This window comes from Candidatus Poribacteria bacterium (assembly GCA_016866785.1).
Classification (GTDB): Bacteria; Poribacteria; WGA-4E.
Genome location: VGLH01000099.1, coordinates 1 through 15,176, shown reverse-complemented (window position 1 = coordinate 15,176; position 15,176 = coordinate 1). Strand labels below are relative to the sequence as shown.

The following is a 15,176-nucleotide window of genomic DNA, read 5'->3' as shown; positions in this document are numbered from 1 at the left end:
ACGTCGTCCGGCTCACGGCGACGAGCCATACGGGAGGAAAGGCAGTGAGGTACCTGAAGTGGGCGGTCGTCCGGTGATGGCAGACCTCGCGGCGGCTAGCTTGTCCTCGCCATGAAGCGGCGCAACAGGGACACCGATCGTTTCGGTCGGTGACGACAAGAGGAGATTGCCGCTACGGTCCCGGCAGCGACCAGCGCCCCGATCACCACGCCAACAGCTAACCCGACCAGCGCGACACGTGCGGTTCGCACCATGGTACCTCGCTAGGCGACGTCCGCGAAGCCGCCGACACTGGATTTCGACCCGGACTTAGCGACCCACACCTGCAGCCGTCTCGTTGCCGCATCGTAGCTCGACCGGCACTTGCCTTGAGCGTCTGGAAGCTGAATCTGGGTCAGGAAGCTCGCCGGGAACCCTGGGTCGCGTCCGGCGACTTCGGCAAATCGCGGATCATCGAGCTCCGCTGATATGTTGACCACACCGGGCTCGAGCCAGGCTCGCAGAGCGTAGTCGGGCAGTTCGTCCGGCAGCTTGTGCAGAGCCTTGCGTTTGGTCTGGGGGGTCCTTCGAGGCAACTCAAGGGTGATCTGATAACCGCCGTCGAGAGCGCGGACGTGGTGAACCAAGCCGTAGCGTCTGCGCTTTTCGAGCTCGTCGGCGAAGTGGACTTCTCCCCCAGGCACTGCCTTCACAGGGGGCTCGACGTGCGCCGCGTGCCGACCCGCAGCGGGCTTGACCATCGCCTCGACGATGGGCCATACCACCCATGACGTGAGCCAGCCATACACCGGCGCGAGGTACTGACGGTGCTTCACAGCCTCTCGACCGATGGTGGCAGACCAGATGCGCACCGTGCCTTCGACGATGCCGTAGAGGACCGCGCCGAACAGGAACATGTCCACGGACGGATCGAATGTCCACCCCTCGCCGATTGCGGCGGAGGCGATCATCCGAGCGCCGACGATGTAGAGCAGCAGGTTCAGCGCTGCGTTGGACCACGTCGCCACCGACGCGCTGAACACGGATGGGCTCGCGTATCCCTCCAAGTAGTACTTGTCTCGCGCGCGTAGCGCTCCCAGGACGGGCTGCAGGAGGCGCAGCAGCGCCGCGCCGATCCCGACGACGGATAGCTCTGGACGCTCGAGCGGAGGCTCGGCAGGTTCGGGCGCCAGCGGCGCCACGCGTCGGTAGTCGGTCGGCACGATCTTGGCTCGTCGCGCCACGGCGTGCGGTACGGCGTCGTCGATGCGAGGCTGGGGAGCCGGAGCGGCGGATGCTTCCGTCGCCGCCCTTGGCGCTGCCTGCCTTCTGGACGACGTCAGCTCTGAGAGCGCCGCGTCGACGTCCATCGTACCCGCGCCGACAGCTTCGATGACTTCCGCGACACGTGCCGTCGACAAGCCCTCTGCAGCCATCGCTGCCTGGGGTCGCGCATCCTCCGACGGCACTGGCGCTGCGGCAGGTTCTGCTGTAGGAGTCGTCGCATGGCGCTCAAACGCGACTCGGTTCGCTTCGATATAGGACTTCCACTGGTCGGGCACGCCGTCCGCCGTGAAGATCGCCTGCACCGGGCATTCGGGAAGGCAGGCGCCGCAGTCGATGCACTCGCCGGGGTGGATGTAGAGTTGTCGCTCACCCTCGAAGTCATAAATGCAATCGACGGGGCAGACCTTGACACAGGCGGTGTCTTTGACGTCCACGCACGGTTCGGCGATGACGTACGCCATTCCGCTCAGGCCTCCTCGGTGTCGGTCACACCGGACAGTTCCACAAGGACAGGAGCTCTCCGCAGGAACTCGATGTCGCGAAGAGGATCGTAGAGACGTGCATCGACGAAGATCGCTCTGCCGCCGGTCGGAACGCCCGCCTGCTTCATCGGCGTCAGGCGGTGGTAACCCTCAGATCGACACGCGACGTAGCCCGTGACGTAGTCGGGGTCATCCGACCAGCAGAGCTCGGCGCGGACACTAGGCAGTGCGGCGATCTTGGATGCCAGTGTGAGGGCTTCCCTCATTCTCGGGCGAGGCAGTTGGTCGCCGTGCTCAGCGGAGAACGCCCGACACGATGCCTCGGTCATGTCCACGAACGACACTCGGACGCCGCGTTCGGGGTCGTCCTCAAGCCTCGCGCCAGATGCCGCGTCGATGATCATCGCGCCTCTCATGCTGCGTCCCATCGGGCTCACGCCGTGCTCAATCGACGCAATCGCCACGCGAGACGCGACATCGGAGACGCCCCAACTGCGAAGCAACGACTGAGCCCTGGTTCGGCTGTCTGGAACCGTGGTCGCCGGTTCGGTGACGATTTCCAACGCGGTCACGGTCAGGATGTCGTCTGCCGGGACAAGGTCGCACGTCAGAACGACCGAAGCGGCTCGCCCGCCGGTCGACGAGATGCCTCGCTGCAACAGCTCTGCTGCGCGCACATGCGCAGAAACCAGAGGGACGAGGCGCTCGCCGCCGCTCAGGTGCGCTCCCGACGCGCTCGTGCGCATGCGAACGGAACACCAAATGTCGTCAGAGCGCTCGCTCATGCCGTGCTGATGGTATCACTTCGGCTCACAGCGCAACAAGGGCACGGTCCGACGCCACGTCGGCGGCTCGTTGACTTCGTGACAGGCGGTCAGATATGATTGGCGGTGGACTCAGGGAACTCGGATCCGCAGCGGGTCCCGTCAGGTCAGGTGAGATGATCCCTACCAAGAACGCGAGTCAGATCGACAAGATGCGGGAGAGCGGCCGCGTTGCGTCGCAGGCGTTGTGCTCCCTGGCTGAGCTCATCCGGGTCGGCACGACCACGGCAGAGCTCGACGCGCACGCGCGCGAGATCATCCTCGAAGCCGGAGCCCAACCGGCGTTCCTCGGCTATCACGGCTATCCAGCGACGATCTGCGCATCCGTCAACGACGAGGTCGTTCACGGCATCCCGTCCGACCGGCGGCTGAACGATGGCGATATCGTCAGCGTCGATGTCGGCGTTCTGCTCGACGGATACTACGGAGACAGCGCACGGACGTTCGCCGTCGGCTCCGTCAGCCCCGTGGCTGCCCGGCTGATTGAGACGACACGGGATGCTCTCTTCCAAGGCATCAACGCATTGCGCCCGAACATGCGTCTGGGCGAGCTCTCCGCAACGATCCAGGAGTCCGTAGAGGCACAGGGGTTCTCGGTGGTTCGGCAGTTCTTCAGACACGGGATCGGGTCCCGTCTCCACGAGGACCCGCAGGTTCCCAACTTCGGCAGACGCAGCGACGGGCCCGTCCTGAAGCCCGGCACCGTTCTCGCTATCGAGCCGATGGTGAACGTCGGCACACATCGCGTGAAGACACTCGATGACGGATGGACGGTCGTCACCGAGGACGGACAGCCGTCCGCGCACTTCGAGCATACGGTTGCGATACTCTCCGACGGCATCGAGATCCTGACCGAGTGGAAGACGTAGAACCGGTGGGGCCCGCGGCATGACCGACAGGTCCGTTCCCATCCGCGATATGCGCCTGGACGCGATCCGAGCAAAGGTGCTCGAAGGCACTCGACTGTCGTTCGACGACGGAATGCTCCTCTACGAGACCGATGACCTTGCTGGCGTCGGGGCTCTCGCCAACGTCGTGCGCGAACGCAAGAACGGCAACCGCGCCTACTGGGTGCGCAACCAGCACATCAACTACACGAACGTCTGCAACAAGTTCTGCAAGTTCTGTTCGTTCTACGCCAAGCCCAACGGACCTCAAGCGTACACGATGGACATGGACACCGTGCGCGCGCGAGTTCTCGACCACATCGACCACCCGATCACTGAGATCCACATCGTCGGCGGCATTCATCCGAGACTCCCGTTCGACTACTACCTCGACCTGCTGCGAACGGTTCGGGAAGCTCGACCAGCGGTGCACATCAAGGCATTCACGATGATCGAGCTCCAGCAGATACAGATCGTGGCTGGCAAGCCGATGAAGGACGTGCTGGTGGAGCTCGTCGAGGCAGGGCTCGGGTCCATTCCGGGTGGCGGCGTCGAGGTTCTCAGCGACCGGCTGCACGCGGAGCTCTTCGACCGGAAGCTCGACGGCGTCGAGTGGTTGGAGACCGCAAGAACGGCTCACGAGCTCGGCATTCGCTCGAACGCGACGATGCTGTATGGGCATGTCGAACGCCCCGAGGAACGAGTCGAACACATGGTTCGGCTCCGTGAGCTACAGGATGACACGGGAGGGTTCCTCACGTTCATCCCCCTGTCGTTCCATCCGGAGAACACGGAACTGGCGCACTTGCCGTCCCCAACCGGGTTCGACGATCTGAGGAACATCGCCGTCGGCAGACTGATGCTCGACAACTTCGACCACGTGAAGTCGTTCTGGATCATGAACACGCCTGCGGTGACCCAGGTGGCGCTCTGGTACGGAGCCGACGATGTGGACGGCACGATCCACGAGTACGAGATCACGCTCGACCCCGAGAGCGGCAAGAAGCAGGTGCTGTCGCGCGGTCAGCTTCTCGACATGATTCGAGAGGCAGGGCGCGATCCCGTCGAGCGCGACACGCTATACAACATCGTCGCCGAGGATTGACGAAGGGAGCCCGGAGTGCGGTTGGACGTGGTTGCCGACAAGGTCTACGCCGGCGAGCGCCTGACGTTCGACGACGCGATGGCTCTCAGCGCCTCGAACGACCTTCCCCGGCTGGCGCACCTCGCCCAGCATGTCCGCTTTCGGCTCCATCCAGAACGTGTCGTCACGTTCATCGCCTCGCGGAACATCAACTACACAAACGCCTGCTGGGTCCAGTGTAAGTTCTGCGCGTTCTACCGGCTCCCACGGGATGAGCAGGCGTACACACTATCGAACCAGGAGATCCTTGCGAAGGTCGAAGAGCTCGTCGCTTGCGGCGGGTACGACATACTCATCCAGGGCGGGCTGAACCCCAAGCTTCGTATCGACTACTTCGAATCGCTGTTCCGCGAGATCAAGGCGAGGTTCCCCACCGTCCACATCCACGGGCTCTCGGTCGCCGAGGTTCTCTACGTCGCCAAGATTTCGAAGCTCTCCGAGAGGGAGACGCTGATCCGCCTTCGCGCTGCCGGGATGGCGACGATCCCCGGCGCTGGCGGCGAAATCCTCGTCGACGAAGTGCGAGAGGCAATCGCGCCCTACAAGGACCGCACCGACGAGTGGCTGGGACTCATGCGCACCGCCCACGAACTCGGCATGCGCTCGACGGCGACCATGATGTACGGCTCGGTGGAGACCCAGGAGCATCGGATCGAGCACCTGATTCGCGTGCGTGAGCTCCAGGATGAGACCGGCGGCTTCACGGCGTTCGCTGCATGGAGCTTCCAGCCGGATGGCACGGCGCTCCAGCCCAAGCGTCGCTCGACCGGCTACGAGCATCTGCGCATGATGGCGATCACCCGTCTCATGCTCGACAACGTGCCGAACCTGCAGGCTTCGTGGGTGACGCAGGGACCGAAGATCGCTCAGATATCGCTGGACTACGGCGTGAACGATTTCGGCCAGACGATGATGGAGGAGAACGTCGTCAGCGCCGCCGGTACCGCGTTCTCCCTGACGCCCGGCGAGATGAGCCGGCTCATCCGCTCGGCGGGCTATGTGCCGAAGCTGCGGAACACCTACTACGACATCGTCGGTGACCCGGATTCCCTCCAGCCCTCGCGTCCGGTCGAACCGGGTCGAGGTGTGTCGGACAGCACGACATGGGACGCCGACATGCGTCGCCGGCTCAACGCCAGTCAGAGCGACTCGAACGCGCAACAGGAGGCGTGACGACGGATGTCGGACCGGTCGTTGATGCATCGCCTGCGTACTGACGCCGACCTGCTGCGCGACGAAGCCGTGCGGATGCGTCGCGACTTCCATGCCCACCCGGAGCTTGGATTCGAAGAGCACCGAACCAGTCAGGTCGTGGCGCGGTACTTGGAGGCGTTGGGGCTCGAGGTCGAACGCAACGTGGGCAAGACGGGCGTCGTCGGACTGTTGCGCGGGTCTCGTCCCGGCAGAACGGTGCTCGTCCGAGCCGACATGGACGCGCTTCCGATCACCGAGGAGACCAGGGCTCCGTACACGTCCACGAACCCGGGTGTCATGCACGCCTGCGGCCATGACGGTCACACGACGATCGGCTTGATGACGGCGCGTGTGCTCGCGGGGGTACGGGACAGTCTCGCCGGCACGGTGAAGTTCGCGTTCCAGCCCGCCGAGGAGATTCTTGGCGGGGCGAAGGCGATGATCGCCGACGGCGTACTGACCAAACCCGAAGTCGATGCGGCTTTCGGTCTCCACCTGTGGAGCGGGTCGCCGACTGGGTCCGTCGCCACCAAGGCGGGTCCGATCATGGCGGCGGCAGACACGCTCTCCGCGACCGTCAGCGGTAAGGGCGGGCACGCTGCGATGCCGCACTACGCGACCGACACGGTGGTCGCTGCCTCCCAGTTCGTCACCGCAGTCCAGTCCATCGTCAGCCGCAGCATCAACCCGATGGATGCTGCAGCTATCAGCTTCTGTATGATCCACGGCGGGACGGCGGTCAACGTGCTGCCGGAGACGGTCGCTCTCCAAGGGACGATGCGGACGTTTCGGGAACCAGTGCGGGCGCTCCTCAAGCAACGCCTCCATGAGGTAGCCCAAGGCGTCGCCTCCACGACGCGAACCTCGATCGAGGTCGCGTTCGATCCCGTCTGCGACCCGACGGAAAACGACGAGGACATCGCAGCGATTGTAACCGAGACGGCGACGGAGCTCTTCGGAGAGTCGCAGATTCTGACGACCGACGGAGTGATGGGCTCCGAGGACATATCGTTCTTCCTGCGCGAAGTCCCGGGCTGCTACTTCTTCATCGGCGCGGGAGACCCGAACAACCCGTACCACCCCCACCACAATCCTCGGTTCGACTTCAACGAGGATGTCCTGACCCTCGGAACCGCCCTTATGGCGTCTGCCGTGGCGCGCTACCTGAACGAGGGCGGATCGAGCCGCAGGCGCTAGTCGATCACGGACAGGTGCGACATGGGACAGCCGCTCGCGATCGTCCTCCTACAACTGACGATGGGAGGATTCGCCTCGCTGGCAGCCGTGCCCTCACGCTTCGTCGGCGACTGGTTCCATCGGCTCACGGGTCTGCTGTACATCGGCGTCTATTCCGGCGCCACGGCACTTGCATGGAACGCGCTCGGACCGGACGTCGGGCTGTCTGCCTGGTCGCTCGCGCTCGGGGCGCTGATGTTGGCTTATGTCGGCTGCTCGTGGTTCGGCGCGCAGGTGTTTGCCAGATGGGTCGCGGTTGTCACGATCCCGGTCGGGCTCGCGCTGTCGTGGAACCTCGCAGCGATCTTGGGAAGGCAGTACGGCGTGGCAGGCGTACGCCTTGCGATCCTCGCCGTGCACAGCGCACTCAGCGCTGCGGCGCTCGGGCTCGCCATGACGTCCATGCTGTTCGGTCACTGGTACCTGTCAGCTCCGGGCTTGTCAACGGAACCGCTGCGTCGACTGTGCTACGCGATGGCGGGAGCCGTCGTCGGGGCTTCCGTTCTGGTCGTGTTGGCGGTACGCTTGTCGTGGTCGACGCTGGTATCATTCGGGATGGACACACTGGATAGCTTCGGCGGCGTGTTCCTGTGGGCGCGACTTCTCATCGGTGTCTGCGCGGTGGGAGTCGCCGTAGGATTCGTCGTGTTCTGCATTCGCGAAGGATCGACACAGGCGGCGACGGGCTTTCTCTACCTCGTCGTCGTCTTCATGCTGATGGGCGAGCTGCTGGGTCGGTTCCTGCTAGGGCAGACGCGATTGACGATGTAGCCTGGCTGCGCCGGAGCTGCCGATCCCGCAGAAGGTGGGCACTGGAAAGGCTCTGAATGAAGATCCTCTTCGATCAGCTCAGCATCCGCACGACAGAGCGACTGCAGCTGCTCGACATCACCGGCAAAGTGATCGAAGCCCTCAAGAAGGCGAATATCCGCGACGGATTCATCAACCTGTCGTCGCTGCACACGACGACGAGCATCCTTCTCAACGAGTTCCAGAGCGCCTTGCTGGAAGACATTCGGGGGATGTTGGGCCGTCTGGTCGACGACAACGATTGGTACCGTCACAACTCGGCGGAGTTCTCCGATTGCGAGCGACGCAACGCTGTGTCACACCTGCGCGGCCTGATTCTGGGAACCGGCACGCTGTGCCTGCAGGTGGCGAAGGGCAAGCTGGTGCTGGGTCAATTTCAGAGCGTCATCTTCGCCGAGTTGGATGGACCTCGCGAGCGAGGGTTGCAGATTCAGTTGGTCGGAGAGTGATGCGGGGAGTCGCGCGCCGTTCGATCCATCCGCGCGCGCTGGGTGGATGTTCCGCATCGCGTAGGTCATCCGGCGCAGGTGGTTCGGGCATCGCCCTACGGATGAAGTAGACGATCCAGCCGAGAACCAGAAGCGCCACCCAGATGGCGACGAGAATGGCGAACCATCTCCGCACGGCGGTCTATCCTCTCGCTCCGGCTCTGCGGATGGCTTCGGCAAGGCCCGCGTAGTCCGTCACACCTGCCTCCATGGCACCCGGGTCGGCGCTAGTCCTCGGATCGTTGGGAACCGATACGGCGAAGGACCAGCCCGCGAGGTCCGTCGGATCTCGCTCTGGGATGGTGCATCGGACGACGGCGTCCACGTCGCCCGTCCATGGCGATCCCTCGGACCCGCGCACGGCGATGCGCCTGCCACCCCATTCAATGATGCCGCCCTGGGACGGATCAGGCGACCGTCCTCCTAGCAAGCCCAGCAGTCGGCGTACCACGAACTCGGCGAATCGAGAGCGGACCGCTTCGTCGTCCAGGTCCGAAAACGCCCACTCCCAGAAATCGCCCAGCAGGATGCGGCCGAACCCGTCGATGTACGGGCTGCCCGAACGGTGCATCAACTGGTTCGGGTGACGACGGACAGGCGGTGAAGCGTCGACGGCCCGCCCCGAGTCGGTTCGCAGCGCCATCACTCCGACCAAAATCGGCTGTATTCGCGCGTGAAGGCGAGCGTTTGCAGATCCGTCATGCGGTCGAGGAACAACACGCCATGCAGGTGATCGATCTCATGCTGCGCGATGCGCCCGGCAAAGCCCTCGAGCGTCCACTCGCGCTCCTTCCCGACTCGGTCTCGTCCGCGCACACGAACCGACCGGTGTCGCGGAACGACGCCGCGAATGTCGGGGATGCTGAGGCATCCTTCCCAGCCGGTCTCCATTTCGTCGGAAGCCTCGATGATCTCCGGGTTCACGATGGTCATCAGCGGAACGGGCTCGACATCGCCGTACCCATCGGGGACCTCGATGAGGACGATCTGGAGAGGCGTGTGGACTTGGGGCGCGGCAAGCCCCACGCCGTCATACTCCCGGAGCGTGTCGATCATGTCATCGATGAGGCGCTGGGTTTCCAGCGCGCGGATCGCCTTCACCGGCACGGGGTCGGCAGGCTTCCGAAGTACCGGATTGCCCATGCGTGCCACGTTCAGGATCGCCATGTGTCAGCCTTGACGGATGCTTCCAGGGTAAGCGCGATTGCCGAGACGCGCCAGGAACCGTTCGGCTTCGATAGCGGCGGCGGCTCCGGCTCCGGCGGCGGTGATCGCCTGTCGGAACATGTGATCGTGGACATCGCCGCCAGCGAAGACTCCAGAAATGCTCGTCTGCTGATGGTCGTCGACGCGGATGTAACCGCCGTCGTCCATGTCGAGCACGCCCTCGAACAGGCTCGTGTTCGGCAGATGGCCTATGAAGATGAATACGCCGTCGGTTGAGAAGTCGCGTGTCGCGCCGTTCGTCACATCGCGAAGTCGGACAGACGTGACCCCCGATGCGCCATCGCCCAGAATCTCCTCGACGACGCTGTTCCAGACGAAGTGCATTCTGCTGTTGGCGAAAGCGCGTTCCTGAAGCGTCGGACTGGCTCGAAGCTGGTCGCGCCGGTGCACAACATGCACCTCCGAGGCGAAGCGTGTCAGGAACAGCCCCTCCTCGATGGCGGCATCCCCGCCTCCCACGACGACAACGCGCTTTTCTCGGAAGAAGAACCCGTCGCAGGTTGCGCAGTAGGAGACACCCTTGCCGACGAGCTCCTCGCCCGGAACGTCCAGATGTCGTGGCGACGAGCCGGTGCATATAACGACAGCCTTCGCGCGGATCTCGCCGCCCGTCTCGGTCGTCAAGACGAAGGGATGGTTGCCGAAGTCGACGCCCGTGACATAATCGTACCGAATCTCGGTACCGAACGACTCCGCCTGTTTCTGCATCGTCTGGATGAGCTCGCCCGCGCTGGAACCGCCGTACCCTGGGTAGTTCTCGATGTCCAACGTCAGCGACAACTGACCCCCGATCTCGCGTCCCGTCAGGAGCAGCGGCGATAGCTGCGCCCTGCCGGCGTACAGTCCGGCGGCGTAGCCTGCCGGTCCGGCGCCGATGATGACGATCTCGCGGAGTTCCATCGGGTCACCCACCCGCCAGCTTCTGCTCGACCGGCTTCGTCGAAGCGATGTGCGTCTGCATGCCGAGCTGCTTGGGTGAATAGCCGAGAGCGAGCGCGACGAGCTGCGGCACGTGGAGCACAGGCAGATCAATGTCGCCGGTGAGGCTGCCCTCGGACTGGAGCACGTCCTGTGCGTCCGGCTGCCGGGCGTCCAGGTTCAGGTGACAAAGCGGGCACGGCGTCACCATGGCGTCGGCGCCCTCGGACTTCGCTTCGGATAGGTGGTTTCCTGCCATGCGGAACGAGTTGCGCGGGTTCATCATCTGGATGGGGAACCCGCAGCACTTCGTCTTGCCGCCGTAGTGGACGGGCTCGCCGCCCAGCGCGCGCGTCAACTCGTCGAGCGATGTCGGGCGGTGGGGGTCATCGAAGCCGAGGATGTCCGACGGTCGAAGCAGGTAGCATCCGTAGAACGGGGCGACTTTCATGCCGTTGAGAGGCTTCCGTACGTGCTCCCTGAGCTTCGAGAGACCGTACTCCTGCTCATCCACGAGTACCCAGAGCAGGTGCTTGACCTCAACGGTCCCGTCGTACTGGTAGCCCGACTCGCCGATGATGGCGTTGAGCCGCTCGCGCTTGGCGGGGTTCGTCTGGACCTGGTGGTTCAGCTTGTTCAGGACGCCCTGACAGGTGCTGCACTGCGTCAGGAGCGTCAGACTCTTCTGCTCCGCCATCGCTAGCGTGCGCGCATTGAGCGCGTCCGTCATCTCCTTGTTGACGTCGTCGGTGATGCCGGCTCCGCAGCAGGCGGCAGCCTTGAGCTCGTCCAGCTCGATGCCCAGGTGCTTCGCGACGATCTCCGTGGACGTCTTGAGCTCTTTGCAGGCGCCCTTGGAGACACACCCCGGGAAGAACGCATACCTCTTACCGGGCATCCCTTTGATCGTGGTCTGCTCCGATGTGGCGGTCCCCATGGGGTCTCCTAGCCCTCCGTCTTCTTGATGATCGTACGAACCTCGCCCATGCCCGGAATCTCAGGATGGTGCTTTCCGGGGAGCAGGTGCAGCGGGTTGGGTCGGAACTTGCCCTTGAGTCCCATGCGGATACCCATCGGGAGCAGTTCGAGCGTCTCCTTGAGCGTCCCGACGGACTTGACAGGCAGCTTGGCTTCGTCGAGCCAACCAGACTCAGCGACGATGTCCACGAACGCGCGCGCGTGCCGAGAACCGTTATTGTCGTGCAAGCCTCGTTGGTGCGCGTCCTGGCGCAGTTCGATGATCCGTAGGAGCGGTTTCACGGGCTTGGGGCACGCCTCGACGCACGCGAAGCAGTGCGTACAGTCCCACATACCGCCATACTCGCTCAGTCGTTCTGCCCTGCCCTGGCGGTCCTCGTCACGCGTGTCGAAAACGAGCCGTTGGCCCCGCGCGAGTGCCGCCGGACCGACGAAGTTCCGATCGACTTCGTAGGAAGCGCACTCGGAGTAGCACGCGCCGCAGAGGATGCAGTTCGAGGCGTCGTCGATGTTGAGGAAGTCCTCCGGGCTCATCAGGTGTTCGCCGTGCTCTTCGGGCGTCTCGTTCTTGACGAAGGGTTCGACTCCCTCGATCTTCGCCCAAAAGTCCGTCATATCGACGACGAGGTCTTTGATGACCGGCATGTTGCCGATAGGTTCGAGCGTGATCATCCCATCCGCGTCGAGATGATTGCGGTACTGGGCGTTGCAGACGAGCTGTCCCCCGCCGTTGACCTTCATCGCACACGACCCGCAGATGGCGCTTCGACAGGACATGCGGTAGGTCAGCGTCCCGTCGAGGTGCCACTTGACGTGGTTTACGCAGTCGAGAATGGTCGCCGTCGGGCTGGGCGGCTCGAAGGTGAAGTCCTGGAAGTACGGCTCCGCATCAGATTCCGGGTCGAAGCGCCTGATACGGAGCGTGATCAGTTCCGGCATGGCTAGTACTTCCTCTCCTGCGGTTCATACTTGGTGATCTTCACCGGCTTGAACCGCAGTTCGGGCGTTCCATCTTCGGTTCGGTACGCCAGCGTGTGCTTCAGCCAGTTGACGTCGTCCCGCTTGGGGAAGTCCTTCCGTGCGTGCCCGCCACGGGACTCCTGGCGTGCCAGAGCCCCGCCGACGATGATCGAAGACGTCTCCAGCAAGTGATCCATCTCGATGGCTTCGAGCAGCTCCGTGTTGAAGCGCTTGCTCCGATCTTCGATGGCGGCGCGTTCGTAACGCGCGCGCAGTTCGGCGAGCTCTCCGACAAGCGATTCGAGGTCCTTCTCGGTGCGGAAGACGCCGCACTTGCGCATCATGACGTCCTTGAGCTCCGTCCGGATGTCCGCGAGCCGCTCCGGTCCATCCATTGCCCGCCTACGCTCGACGTATTCGACGGCTTCCTGTCTAGTTGATTCGAGCGCCGCCACGCCACCGCCACCGTCCGCGTGGGCTCCCGTGACGTATCGAGCGACGGCAGAACCCGTGCGCGTTCCGAACACGCAAGCCTCCAGCAGTGAGTTCGTACCGAGCCGATTCGCCCCGTGCACGGACACGCATGCGCACTCGCCAGCCGCGAAGAACCCTACCAGAGGCGTGTTCTGCTCGTCGTAGACGACTTGCCCCCAGTTGTCCGTCGGGATGCCGCCCATTGTGTAGTGCGCCGTCGGCTGGATGGGCATCGGGTCCGTCACCATATCGACGCCGAGGAAGTCGAGCGTCAACTGGTGCACCTGCGGCAGGCGCTCCATGATGCGTTCGCGTCCCAGATGGCGCAGGTCGAGGTAGACGGCTCCCTTGTCTTCTTCGCCGCCCCTGCCTTCGTCGATCTCCGTCTGTTCTGCCCTCGCGACGATGTCACGTGGCGCGAGCTCCATGCGCTCCTTGGCGTAGCGCTCCATGAACCGCTCGCCGGACCCGTTGGTCAGGTACGCGCCTTCGCCGCGCAGCGCCTCGGACGCCAGAATCCCGTGACGGTAGAGCCCCGTGGGGTGGAACTGCATGAACTCCATATCTTCTGCGGGAATCCCGGCGCGATACGCGGCGATGAGGCCATCGCCCGTGCTGGCGAAGGCGTTCGTCGTGATCTTGAACGCTCTGCCGCACCCCCCGGTCCCGAACATGACCGCCTTGGCGCGGATGACCTCGATCTCGCCAGTGTCGATGTTCATGACGACGACCCCGCGAGCCTGTCGGTCCTCGACGACGAGCGAGAGCAGGTACCACTCCGAGTAGACCGTGACTTTGTGCTTGACCACCTGCTCGAACAGGCCGTGCAGAACCGCGAAGCCAGTCCGGTCGGCGGAGAAGCATGCGCGCGGGTTCGTGTGACCTCCAAAGGCGCGCTGGGCGATCCTGCCGTCTGCCATGCGGCTGAAGACGACTCCCATATGCTCCAGGCGATAGATCATCTCCGGAGCGCTTTCGCATAGGATGGCAGCGGCGTCTTGGTCGGAGAGATAGTCGCCGCCCTTGACGGTGTCGAACCCATGAACCTCGGGGCTATCCTCGGCAGAGTTGCCCAGTGCCGCCGCGATCCCGCCCTGCGCGGCTCCCGAATGGGACCGCACGGGATGCACTTTCGAGATGAGCGCGACGTCCTTGACGCCGCTTCGCAGCGTCTCGAGGGCGCAGCTCATGCCTGCGAGGCCCGCCCCGACGACGACGACATCATGTACGATCATGGTCGGTTCTCTCTCAATGTGCCAATGTGCAGCAACGACGCAGCGCCGCGCGATAAGCCGTCATGTTCTCGACGATGGCGCTGGCGAACTTCGACGTGCTGACGCGCGTCACCTGTACGTGACAGTTATCCCGAGAGCAGGCCGCCGATCGAGATGTCCTCGTCCAACTGCTCCCAATGAATGCCTATGCCTCGCCCGATGAACCGCCAGTCGTCTCGCTGTTCTCGCGTCGCTTCCGCGAGTCGGCGAAACCACACGATTGGCACCGTGAGTTCTCGCCCGTCCACAAGTTGCACGTACATCCGCTCGTCATCGAATCGGACGTCGGACGCCCGAACGTCTTCAACACGTGGCACGGCAATGCTCATCCCACTTCTCCAGGAGCAACGGGCAGTTTCCCTGTATCAGGCGGCGAATCTCGCTGAGTTCTCGTGGGCCGAAGCCAACCGACTTCGCGACCTGTATCGGCGCTAGCCAGAATTTCGCGTTGCCATCGCCGCTTCGACATGAATATGTGCTGGTTCGTTTCGCTCGTTGCTGAAGACGTAGAACCGATACTTACCGATCCGCAGAAGAGTAGGCATACGAGAGTACCTTCGTAATAATATCAGCAGGACTTTCGCTATTCGCCTTATCGGAAATCCGCTTCGATCAGACAACCTAGTATTCATGCGGTTCTGTGTAGTCTGTCTCGTTGGGACACGTAATCCGACACGTTTTCGAGTCCAAAGCAAAAGCCCTGTACAACTGGGATACCCGAATATAAGTTAGTAGTGATAGTAACATCGTAGGCGTGTTCAGTCCATGTTCTCGACGATAGCGCTCGCGAACTCCGACGTGCTGACCCTCGTTGCGCCCTCCATGAGGCGCTCGAAGTCGTACGTCACGCGCTTCTGCTGGATGCTTGCCTCGACGCCCCGGACGATGAGCTCCGCCGCTTCCGTCCAACCGAGGTGCTCGAACATCATCACTCCGGAGAGAATGACGCTGCACGGGTTCACGCGGTCTTGATTCGCGTATTTGGGTGCGGTTCCGTGCGTGGCTTCGAAAATG

The 15,176-nt window shown here is 63.5% G+C and carries 16 protein-coding genes and 1 pseudogene; 6 read left to right on the top strand and 11 right to left on the bottom strand.

Going from position 1 to position 15,176, the window contains the following annotated elements:
• Nucleotides 1-263: 263 nt before the first annotated feature.
• Entirely contained in the window at nucleotides 264-1,727 is a 1,464-nt protein-coding gene (locus FJZ36_13685; protein ID MBM3215957.1) for a hypothetical protein, read from the bottom strand.
• Between the two features lie 5 nt (nucleotides 1,728-1,732).
• A complete protein-coding gene (locus FJZ36_13680) occupies nucleotides 1,733-2,533 on the bottom strand; it encodes a 6-carboxyhexanoate--CoA ligase (GenBank protein ID MBM3215956.1) in 801 nt (266 codons plus the stop codon).
• 155 nt (nucleotides 2,534-2,688) lie between these two features.
• On the opposite strand from FJZ36_13680, the gene map reads away from it, so the two are divergent.
• The 6 genes from map (at nucleotide 2,689) to FJZ36_13650 (ending at nucleotide 8,292) form a co-directional block, all read left to right on the top strand.
• Complete coding sequence (gene map, locus FJZ36_13675; protein ID MBM3215955.1) at nucleotides 2,689-3,441, top strand: type I methionyl aminopeptidase; 753 nt, start codon at nucleotides 2,689-2,691, stop codon at nucleotides 3,439-3,441.
• Between the two features lie 19 nt (nucleotides 3,442-3,460).
• The gene (gene mqnE, locus FJZ36_13670) at nucleotides 3,461-4,564 is read left to right on the top strand and encodes an aminofutalosine synthase MqnE (GenBank protein MBM3215954.1); all 1,104 of its coding nucleotides are present in this window, start codon (nucleotides 3,461-3,463) and stop codon (nucleotides 4,562-4,564) included.
• Nucleotides 4,565-4,642: 78 nt separating this feature from the next.
• Nucleotides 4,643-5,776 (top strand): dehypoxanthine futalosine cyclase, encoded by a 1,134-nt coding sequence (mqnC, locus tag FJZ36_13665; GenBank protein MBM3215953.1) that lies wholly within the window; start codon nucleotides 4,643-4,645, stop codon nucleotides 5,774-5,776.
• 6 nt (nucleotides 5,777-5,782) lie between these two features.
• Complete coding sequence (locus FJZ36_13660; protein MBM3215952.1) at nucleotides 5,783-6,994, top strand: amidohydrolase; 1,212 nt, start codon at nucleotides 5,783-5,785, stop codon at nucleotides 6,992-6,994.
• 21 nt (nucleotides 6,995-7,015) lie between these two features.
• Nucleotides 7,016-7,804 carry a hypothetical protein gene (locus FJZ36_13655; protein ID MBM3215951.1) on the top strand — a complete coding sequence of 263 codons (789 nt, stop codon included), beginning with the start codon at nucleotides 7,016-7,018 and terminating at the stop codon, nucleotides 7,802-7,804.
• 56 nt (nucleotides 7,805-7,860) lie between these two features.
• A complete protein-coding gene (locus FJZ36_13650; GenBank protein ID MBM3215950.1) occupies nucleotides 7,861-8,292 on the top strand; it encodes a YjbQ family protein in 432 nt (143 codons plus the stop codon).
• 181 nt (nucleotides 8,293-8,473) lie between these two features.
• Here FJZ36_13650 and FJZ36_13645 read toward each other — a convergent pair whose 3' ends face one another.
• The 9 genes and pseudogenes from FJZ36_13645 to FJZ36_13605 form a co-directional block, all read right to left on the bottom strand.
• Nucleotides 8,474-8,902, bottom strand: a complete 429-nt coding sequence (locus FJZ36_13645; GenBank protein ID MBM3215949.1) for a hypothetical protein — start codon at nucleotides 8,900-8,902, stop codon at nucleotides 8,474-8,476.
• Nucleotides 8,903-8,973: 71 nt separating this feature from the next.
• Entirely contained in the window at nucleotides 8,974-9,498 is a 525-nt protein-coding gene (gene def / locus FJZ36_13640; protein ID MBM3215948.1) for a peptide deformylase, read from the bottom strand.
• A gap of 3 nt (nucleotides 9,499-9,501) precedes the next feature.
• Complete coding sequence (trxB, locus tag FJZ36_13635; GenBank protein ID MBM3215947.1) at nucleotides 9,502-10,458, bottom strand: thioredoxin-disulfide reductase; 957 nt, start codon at nucleotides 10,456-10,458, stop codon at nucleotides 9,502-9,504.
• 4 nt (nucleotides 10,459-10,462) lie between these two features.
• Nucleotides 10,463-11,374, bottom strand: coding sequence for a heterodisulfide reductase (locus FJZ36_13630; protein MBM3215946.1), 912 nt, complete (start codon nucleotides 11,372-11,374; stop codon nucleotides 10,463-10,465).
• Between the two features lie 47 nt (nucleotides 11,375-11,421).
• Nucleotides 11,422-12,393, bottom strand: a complete 972-nt coding sequence (sdhB, locus tag FJZ36_13625) for a succinate dehydrogenase iron-sulfur subunit (protein ID MBM3215945.1) — start codon at nucleotides 12,391-12,393, stop codon at nucleotides 11,422-11,424.
• Nucleotides 12,394-12,395: 2 nt separating this feature from the next.
• Nucleotides 12,396-14,123, bottom strand: a complete 1,728-nt coding sequence (locus FJZ36_13620) for an FAD-dependent oxidoreductase (GenBank protein MBM3215944.1) — start codon at nucleotides 14,121-14,123, stop codon at nucleotides 12,396-12,398.
• Nucleotides 14,124-14,248: 125 nt separating this feature from the next.
• Nucleotides 14,249-14,491 (bottom strand): DUF2442 domain-containing protein, encoded by a 243-nt coding sequence (locus tag FJZ36_13615; GenBank protein MBM3215943.1) that lies wholly within the window; start codon nucleotides 14,489-14,491, stop codon nucleotides 14,249-14,251.
• Nucleotides 14,466-14,707 (bottom strand): annotated as a pseudogene (locus FJZ36_13610) (DUF4160 domain-containing protein). Before FJZ36_13610 ends, FJZ36_13615 begins: the two are co-directional and overlap by 26 nt.
• Before the next feature lie 213 nt (nucleotides 14,708-14,920).
• Nucleotides 14,921-15,176 (bottom strand): NADP-dependent isocitrate dehydrogenase (locus FJZ36_13605; GenBank protein ID MBM3215942.1); only part of this gene is annotated, 256 nt, incomplete at its 5' end.

Bases quoted from the DNA above. Each gene is read 5' to 3' on its own strand.
- sdhB (MBM3215945.1), bottom strand. From the start codon at position 12,393: ATGCCGGAACTGATCACGCTCCGTATCAGGCGCTTCGACCCGGAATCT.
- FJZ36_13615 (MBM3215943.1), bottom strand. From the start codon at position 14,491: ATGAGCATTGCCGTGCCACGTGTTGAAGACGTTCGGGCGTCCGACGTC.
- FJZ36_13620 (MBM3215944.1), bottom strand. From the start codon at position 14,123: ATGATCGTACATGATGTCGTCGTCGTCGGGGCGGGCCTCGCAGGCATG.
- FJZ36_13685 (MBM3215957.1), bottom strand. From the start codon at position 1,727: ATGGCGTACGTCATCGCCGAACCGTGCGTGGACGTCAAAGACACCGCC.
- FJZ36_13660 (MBM3215952.1), top strand. From the start codon at position 5,783: ATGTCGGACCGGTCGTTGATGCATCGCCTGCGTACTGACGCCGACCTG.
- FJZ36_13645 (MBM3215949.1), bottom strand. From the start codon at position 8,902: ATGCACCGTTCGGGCAGCCCGTACATCGACGGGTTCGGCCGCATCCTG.
- map (MBM3215955.1), top strand. From the start codon at position 2,689: ATGATCCCTACCAAGAACGCGAGTCAGATCGACAAGATGCGGGAGAGC.
- trxB (MBM3215947.1), bottom strand. From the start codon at position 10,458: ATGGAACTCCGCGAGATCGTCATCATCGGCGCCGGACCGGCAGGCTAC.
- mqnC (MBM3215953.1), top strand. From the start codon at position 4,643: ATGGCTCTCAGCGCCTCGAACGACCTTCCCCGGCTGGCGCACCTCGCC.
- FJZ36_13680 (MBM3215956.1), bottom strand. From the start codon at position 2,533: ATGAGCGAGCGCTCTGACGACATTTGGTGTTCCGTTCGCATGCGCACG.
- FJZ36_13655 (MBM3215951.1), top strand. From the start codon at position 7,016: ATGGGACAGCCGCTCGCGATCGTCCTCCTACAACTGACGATGGGAGGA.
- def (MBM3215948.1), bottom strand. From the start codon at position 9,498: ATGGCGATCCTGAACGTGGCACGCATGGGCAATCCGGTACTTCGGAAG.
- FJZ36_13630 (MBM3215946.1), bottom strand. From the start codon at position 11,374: ATGCCCGGTAAGAGGTATGCGTTCTTCCCGGGGTGTGTCTCCAAGGGC.
- mqnE (MBM3215954.1), top strand. From the start codon at position 3,461: ATGACCGACAGGTCCGTTCCCATCCGCGATATGCGCCTGGACGCGATC.
- FJZ36_13650 (MBM3215950.1), top strand. From the start codon at position 7,861: ATGAAGATCCTCTTCGATCAGCTCAGCATCCGCACGACAGAGCGACTG.